Source organism: Tumidithrix elongata BACA0141, from assembly GCF_036349135.1.
GTDB classification, from domain to species: domain Bacteria; phylum Cyanobacteriota; class Cyanobacteriia; order Pseudanabaenales; family Pseudanabaenaceae; genus Tumidithrix; species Tumidithrix elongata.
Map to the genome: position 1 here is coordinate 1 of NZ_JAZBJZ010000174.1, position 7,506 is coordinate 7,506.

General features: G+C 45.9%; 6 protein-coding genes and 1 pseudogene. 5 read left to right on the forward strand and 2 right to left on the reverse strand.

The annotated features are described in order from the left end of the window. The first annotated feature begins 105 nt into the window (after positions 1-105). Together V2H45_RS24125 and V2H45_RS24130 are read left to right on the forward strand one after the other, a co-directional pair. Entirely contained in the window at positions 106-2,022 is a 1,917-nt protein-coding gene (locus V2H45_RS24125) for a CHASE2 domain-containing protein (RefSeq protein ID WP_330486248.1), read from the forward strand. Between the two features lie 124 nt (positions 2,023-2,146). Next, a complete protein-coding gene (locus V2H45_RS24130) occupies positions 2,147-2,809 on the forward strand; it encodes a response regulator transcription factor (protein ID WP_330486249.1) in 663 nt (220 codons plus the stop codon). A 40-nt stretch (positions 2,810-2,849) separates the two neighbouring features. Here the strand turns inward: V2H45_RS24130 and V2H45_RS24135 are convergent, their stop codons facing one another. Further along, a complete protein-coding gene (locus V2H45_RS24135; RefSeq protein ID WP_330486250.1) occupies positions 2,850-3,341 on the reverse strand; it encodes a GNAT family N-acetyltransferase in 492 nt (163 codons plus the stop codon). A gap of 212 nt (positions 3,342-3,553) precedes the next feature. On the opposite strand from V2H45_RS24135, the gene V2H45_RS24140 reads away from it, so the two are divergent. The 3 genes from V2H45_RS24140 (at position 3,554) to V2H45_RS24150 (ending at position 6,536) form a co-directional block, all read left to right on the forward strand. Next, entirely contained in the window at positions 3,554-4,138 is a 585-nt protein-coding gene (locus tag V2H45_RS24140) for a GerMN domain-containing protein (RefSeq protein WP_330486251.1), read from the forward strand. A gap of 150 nt (positions 4,139-4,288) precedes the next feature. Continuing rightward, positions 4,289-5,854, forward strand: a complete 1,566-nt coding sequence (locus V2H45_RS24145) for a glycoside hydrolase family 3 N-terminal domain-containing protein (protein ID WP_330486252.1) — start codon at positions 4,289-4,291, stop codon at positions 5,852-5,854. Between the two features lie 112 nt (positions 5,855-5,966). Continuing rightward, positions 5,967-6,536: an NUDIX domain-containing protein gene (locus tag V2H45_RS24150; RefSeq protein ID WP_330486253.1), complete on the forward strand. Its 570-nt coding sequence runs from the start codon at positions 5,967-5,969 to the stop codon at positions 6,534-6,536. Between the two features lie 25 nt (positions 6,537-6,561). Here V2H45_RS24150 and V2H45_RS24155 read toward each other — a convergent pair. Beyond that, positions 6,562-7,446 (reverse strand): annotated as a pseudogene (locus V2H45_RS24155) (leucine-rich repeat domain-containing protein); the annotation flags it as partial. Positions 7,447-7,506: the final 60 nt, after the last annotated feature.

Genomic DNA, 7,506 nt, shown 5'->3' on the forward strand with positions numbered 1-7,506 from the left:
CTGCGTCAGTCAGACTGCTTGAATATGCCATAGCGACTAGATTAGAGGATTGTAGAGTCTTTATTCGCCATTATAAAAGATGTCAAATCGGTTCTATAGAAAACAATGGCACTCCGCAAAGCATGGCAACGCACTGCCCTCTGGCTGGGAATAGGCTGGAGCCTTTTGTGGAGTCTAATTCTCTTCGATCTTCCTCTCGTTCAACAACTCGACCTGTCACTACAGGATCGCTTTATCCATCTGAGCCGTCCCAGCACGACTCCCCCAGAAATTTTGCTCGTCGCCATTAGCGATTCAGACTTGAAAAGTTGGGGAATAGATAAAGAGCCGATGGTTTATACCTCATTAGTCAAGCGTCTCCTCGACGCAGGTGCATCGGTCGTCGTTCTTAACTTAATGCCCAACTGGGTGCAGACTTCAGACCATGTCAATCATCCCATCAAAACCTTAGTTCAAGAGAATGCTTCGCGGATCGTCGTTGTCATTCCCACTTCCAGTGCCAGTCAGTCAAATCACACAGAATGGCGGAGTTACGAATATTTCCTTCCCTCGACCGATAAAGGGAACCCTCTGTTTTCACCCAGATCGATTGTAGGATTTTCCGAATTCGAGCCAGAAGCCAAACATCCACTAAGTTCTGCTAGTACAGCGCGTCAAGCAAATCTATCGGGAGAATTCACGCTCTCCCATAATTTAGACCTTACTGAAACTCTCGACTCCGCCACTCTACTCAGCCTCAAAAAATTCAATTCCAAATCTCAAGAGCAGATTCCTTCCCTATCTCCTATTCAGATTCGTTTCTGGGGAGCAACGGGAACCTTCCCTAGACTCAAGGCAGAATCAATTTTAAGCGATAGTCCATTGTTGGCACAGGTTCGCAATAAAATCGTTTTGATCGGCTTTACAGACACTTCTAACCCCGATGCCTTTGCAGTTCGATCGCCGTTTGACGAACTCATGCCTGCGGTCGAGCTGCAAGCCAATTTGCTGGCAAGTTTGCTGACCAACTCCTTTTATCGCATCGTGCCATTATGGATTCAAAACGCTCTCATTGTTTGGGGTGGTGTCGCGATCGCGGCATGGATTATCTATGGGAAACTGAATAGGAATTTGAGAAGACGATACCGCTATTGGCTCAGTCCAGTCTTTGGGCTGGGTGGGTTTGGTCTGCTCGGGTTGCTGCTATTTAGCCAAGGCTGGATTCTACCCGTACCCTTCCCCCTCTGCGTTTGGGGCGCAACCGCAATATCTGTATTTATTTCCTTACGCTTGGGTATCCAAAAAGATCTGATCTACCAGCAACAATGCGAAATCGATCGCTTACACAACATCGAACAAGCAGCCATTCTCGCTCAAGCCCAAAAAACGCTACATCGCCTTGCCGCCAATATTCACCAAGGGCCACTCCAAGAGCTAAAACTTGTGATGGATCGCCTAGAAATGTTGCAATTAAACGGAACGGCATCCAAACTCGACCCTATCTTAGATCGATTGGCAAACATGGGGCAGCACCTGCGTCAACAGTTAAATCAAACCCGTGCGATCTCGCTGGAACTCACGCCCAAATTAAAAGCAGGATTGGCTGCTGGCATAGAAGCGAAACTACACCAACTCACTAATTCTAGAGAACTTACCCTCAGGGTCATTCAAGACATTCAGCCCTTAGAAGAACCCGAACTCAATAGCCTTTGGTTAGCCGCTCGCGAGGATATTTATCGTTTTTTTGTGGAGGCAATTACCAATGTCATGCTCCACGCTCAACCACCCCATGGCAAGGCTACTCAGGTTAAGGTCAGTCTGAACCAGCAAGATAGGTACTGTACGCTAGCGATCGAGAATGATGGTTCTCAACTAGCCCCCAAGACCTTTGAGAGTCCAACAAATTTGAGAATGCAGGGAGGCTATGGCATGAAATTTATGGCAACGATCGCAACAGAGCTACCCGATGGCTTATTTGAGTGCGTCGCGCTAACGGAGGGAGGCCTACGCGTGCAACTTTCTTGGGAAAATGCCTTTAATTAATCGAAATTTAATCGAAACTTGACTGTTTTGGATAATTAACTGTAAATTTATGCAAAAATAAGCTTCTCTTTAGATATCTTTTAGGATTATGATAAAGACCTAATCCCAATTTGGCTTGGAGATTATGGATTCTCGACCATCTCTATTTTTGATCCTCGAAGATCATCCCGAAGTCGCTCAAAACAATTGCCTATTTTTACAAAAACTTCATCCAGAAGCGATTTGTGAGATAGCTCACGCGCCTGCTGAGGCGCTAGAACGACTCAAACTAGAGATCCCCGACCTAATTATTGTCGATCTGCTATTTGGGACATCGACAGGCGAACAATCCGCGCAACCCTGTTTAGAACTGTTACGACAGATTTTTCAGGGCTACCCGATGTTGAATATTCTGATTTATACGAGCGAGTACAGGTATTTAAAACCCCTGAGTAAATTGCTCGGTCGCCACAAAGGTGGATTTGTTGTGGTCAGCAAACTCGAACGGCGCAAAGCCTATTTAGATGGAGTCAAACATGCCCTGGAGGGCAAACTAGAGATCCCCAGAGAACTGCGCCACGATATCGATCTAGACGAACGCGAGATGCAAGTTCTAAATTTGTTAGGTCGGGAAGCTCTCACTGATAAAGCGATCGCCCAACGCATGAATATCTCCTTAAAAACCGCTCAGAATTCCGTACAGCGTTTAAAGGCAAAGTTGGGAATCGATTTTCTTGATGAAAACGACACCAGCACTCGTGTTGCGCTCTGTATGGAGGCCGTTCGACGCAAACTGATCGTGTTATAAACCCCCCAATTTGCAAAGCATGACTAGATCGAATATCGAATCAGGATTTCTGGGCAAATTCTTGGAGAGATTCGCCTGTAACGCGGCAAATTCGCCAATCGGTTAAAATATCTGCACCCATGCGCTCGTAGAATGCGATCGCGGGTAAATTCCAATCTAAAACTGCCCATTCAAGCCGACCACAACCTCGTTCCAAAGCAATTTTGGCAACTTGGACAATCAGGGCCTTACCAATGCTTCTGCCACGATAGTCAGGTAAAACAAACAAATCTTCGAGATAAATTCCTGATTTGGTGAGGAACGTGGAGTAGTTGGTAAAGAATAGGGCAAATCCCACGGGCTTACGATCGCACTCTGCCACAATTGCTTCAATACAAGGCTTTTCGCAAAACAAGTCATGTTCTAATGCTTTGACATCACCCGTCACAGCATGACTTAGCTTTTCATACTCAGCCAAGGCTTTAATCAAGTCAAATAGATTGGGGACATCTGCTCTTGTGACGGCACGAATTAGAAACGGGGAATTAGACATCGTGAGTAAGCTGGCTTATATAGAGTAGTCTCAGATCTTGTAGCATTCTAGGATAATAGGAAAAGAGGATATTAGTTTTCAAAAAAGTCTAACGATTTAGGAGCTAAATACCTGCCAATTACGTCAATAGATCTATATAGTTTTGGCATCGATCTACTTACCTTAACTAAATCGACCCAAACGCGCCTGATTGTTACTAAGGGGAGAATTATATGAGAATACCTGCACTACAAAACAAAGTTTGGCTGGGGTTGGCGGCTGTAGCTGTAATTGGCGGTGCGAGTACGGCAGCGATCGTGGGCAGCTTGTCTCAGCAGCCTCCTACAACAAAGCCCCCCGTCGTGACTCAGGTGGCACCAACCACTGCACCCCAAGCGATCGAGCAACAGGTTTCCGTCTATTGGATTAAGTCCAAGCAAAATAAACTCGTAGCTGTACCGATCGCGATTAAAGCCGCCAATACCGAAGCTGCTCTAAAAGAAGCTTTAGTTAAAATGTTGGCTGAGCCTACCAAAGAAGCGAATTTATACAGCTCAATTCCTAAAAACACCAGAATTTTGGACTTTTCTGTAAGCGGCAAAGACATTCGCTTAAATTTGTCGAAGGAATTTAAATCGGGTGGTGGTACCTCAAGTATGCAAGGACGGGTGATCCAGATTCTCTATACAGCGACGAGTCTCGATCCCACTGCCAAACTATATTTATCGGTAGAAGGCAAGCCCCTAGCCTATCTGGGTGGTGAAGGTTTAGAAATTCCCCAGCCCCTGACCCGTAAAGATTTTGACTTAGAGTTTTAGGCTAGGCTAGAAAACTTTCAATACAAAATCACCCCCTCGTAAGGGCATTGCCCCCGTGCCTGCCTATGGGATTTAGAACAACCCTAGGGAGATTGCCCCGACGGTGGACTATTGCCTTAAAATTTTAAGTGTTCTTCTTAACCCAATTGAATGAAATCCCTGCCAGATATTAATTCGCTCTCATTGCAAGAGCTGGTAGCTCAGATGGTGACGATTAGAGCGAGTGGATATCTCTACGATCATCAGATTCAATATCCACAGTGGGAATCTCCCAATCGATCGCTCTTAACGCTACTCGGCGAATATGGGGTGGGTGGTGTGATTTTAGTGGGTGGCAGTGCGCCAGAGATCTACCTGCGATCGCAACAATTACAGGCATGGGCAAAGTTTCCCCTCTTAATTGCTGCCGATATTGAAGAAGGCGTGGGTCAGCGATTTAAAGGCGCGACTTGGTTTCCACCACCGATGGCATTGCAATCAGTCTCGCCTGACTATGCTGAAGCCATGGGCAAAATCACGGCGATCGAAGCGGCTGCGATCGGGATCAATTGGCTATTTGCCCCCGTAGCCGATGTGAATAACAACCCTGCTAACCCCGTGATCAATATACGCGCATTTGGCGAAACCACAGGTGAGGTGATGGGGGCGACAAGGGCATTTATTTTAGGTACGAAACCCTATCCTGTCCTGACTACAGTTAAACATTTTCCAGGGCATGGCGATACGGCAGTCGATTCGCATTTACATACACCCGTGATTCCCCACGATCGCGATCGGTTTAACCAAGTGGAACTGCCTCCCTTTGCCCATGCGATCGCCGCAGGCGTCGATGCGGTGATGACCGCGCATATTTCCGCCCCTGCACTGGACTCAGACAATCTAGCAACGCTCTCGCCTCACATTCTCACGGGTATTTTGCGCCACGAGTTGAAATTTGAGGGACTGGTGGTTACAGATGCCTTGATTATGGCAGGGGTAGCCAATCGCTATACGCCCGAACAGGTAGCTGTGCAGGCGGTCAAAGCAGGAGCCGATATCTTGCTCATGCCAATCGATCCAGTCCTTACAATCGATACGGTTTGTAAAGCTGTAGAGTCAGGTGAAATCCCCCGCGATCGCATACTTGCTTCTGTAGAGCGAATTTGGAAGGCAAAGGCAAGGGTTTGCCAAGCGCCTACAGGCTTAGCATCGGTGGCTCAATCCGAACATTTGGCAATTGCGGAAGCGATCGCAACCCATTCCATTCGCTTTCACGTACCCAATCCCTCAGGATTTGAGAGTGCTTCGTTAAAGGATAAGGATGAACTGGTGAACTTGATTTTGGTGGACGATCCCCTTGCTTGCGAGGAATTTTTACACCCGCGATCGCCTGCTGTTGCATTACCCCATCAATATGGATGCCAAAGATTAGTTCTAGATGGTCACGCCTTAAGCCATTTGCATATCGAGAAACTTCCCAATGTGTTCTTGCAAATCTTTAGTCGAGGCAATCCGTTTCGGGGCAGTGCCGAGATGCACGGTCAAACCCAAAGCTTGATCCAGACCCTAGTATCAAAGCAGAAGTTAAAAGCGATCGCGGTTTACGGTAGCCCTTACAATCTAGATCGATTGTTGCCACTCCTGCCTGCCAATGTTCCTTGGGCATTTGCTTACAGCCAACAACCCGCCGCACAGGAGGCGATCTTACAAAAGCTGGGCTTGGCTAAAAAGAATTAGGCTCGCTCCCATGACTTCGCTCAGCCAACGGAGTTGGCGTTATCGGTAAATATTTTCACGCAGGTTTCAAATCTAGAACTGTTGCAAATTCAATTGAAATTGGGATAAGTGAATGGCCATTGATAAGACAATTTTTAGTACCAAATGGGTCTCTATCAAAGAAACCCCTAGAAAGTTCTATTACTTGGAACGCAAAGGCAAAGATTCGGTGGCAATCTTTTTGGTGCGCAGTACAAAAGGGAATGGCACAAAAGGGAATTCTGCGAAAGAAACGCCCTTTAACCAATTAGAAGTATTGGTCAGATTCCAGCCCCTCTGTATCGATAACCCTACGCTTGATGACGAAATGCGTTTGCATCCCTGCCCTGTCACGGGTGGCATGGAAGAGGGGGAAAATCCTTTGAAATGTGCTGTGCGCGAGACATTGGAAGAAACTGGCTATCGCCTTGAAACACTTTTGCCGCTTGGTCAGTACATCACAGGTACGCAGTCTAACGAGATTGTCTATCTATTTTGGGCAGATGTCACGGGGATAGAACCTGAAGTCGCAACTCAAGATGGCAGCGTATTTGAAGCAGTGAGTAGGAACGAATGGAAAGCGATCGCTTTTCTTAAAGACTGTCAGTACTCAGGTTGTTTAATCGGCTATCTAAAGCTAGCGGAAATTCTCAACTTGAGTTAATCTCAAACAAAAATAGAGTACCCCATTAGAGGTTACTCTCTATTCGGTTGGGGAATTGCCCAGCCATTACTGGTAGACTTGTCAATGAATTGTCTTTAAGGGAGAGTTCTGTCAAGTTAGAGAGTTGTCCAATTGATTCTGGCAAACTCGTTAATTGATTTCCCCAAAGATAAAGCACTTTAAGCCCAGAGAGTTGTCCAATCGATTCTGGCAGACTCGTTAATTGATTGTTAAACAGGCAAAGTTCTGTCAAGTTAGAAAGTTGTCCAATCGATTCTGGCAGACTCGTTAATTGATTATCACTGAGGATAAGTTTAGTTAAATTGGTAAGCTTTCCAATCGAGTCTGGCAAGTTCGTCAGTCGATTACCACTGAGAATAAGCTTTGTCAGGTTAGTAAGTTGTCCAATCCATTCTGGCAAACTAGACAGAGTGCTAATAATATCTAGTACCACAAGGTTGGTGAGCTTTCCAATCGAGTCTGGTAGGCTCGTCAGTCGATTGCCACTGAGGTAAAGTTCTGTCAAATTAGAGAGTTGCCCAATTTCAGGTAGGCTAGTCAATTGATTTCCCCAAAGATAAAGCACTTTAAGCCCAGAGAGCTGTCCAATCGCATTTGGCAGACTCGTTAATTGATTGTCACCAAGGGAAATCTCGGTTAAGTTGCTCAGGTTTCCAATCCACTCTGGTAAGCTCGTGAGTTGATTGTCATTGAGGTAAAAGACAATTAGATGAGAAAGCTGTCCAATTGACTCTGGCAGGCTTGTTAATTGATTATCACCGAGGGAAAGCTTGGTCAGATTGGAGAGTTGTCCAATTGACTCTGGCAGGCTTGTAAGCCGATTGCTACTGAGGTAAAGCACCTTCAGGTTAGAGAGTTGTCCAATTGACTTTGGCAAACTGGTTAATTGATTACTACTAAGAGAGTGTTTGAGAAGTTAAGCAAGACGTTTTAGGAGGATTTGAATCAT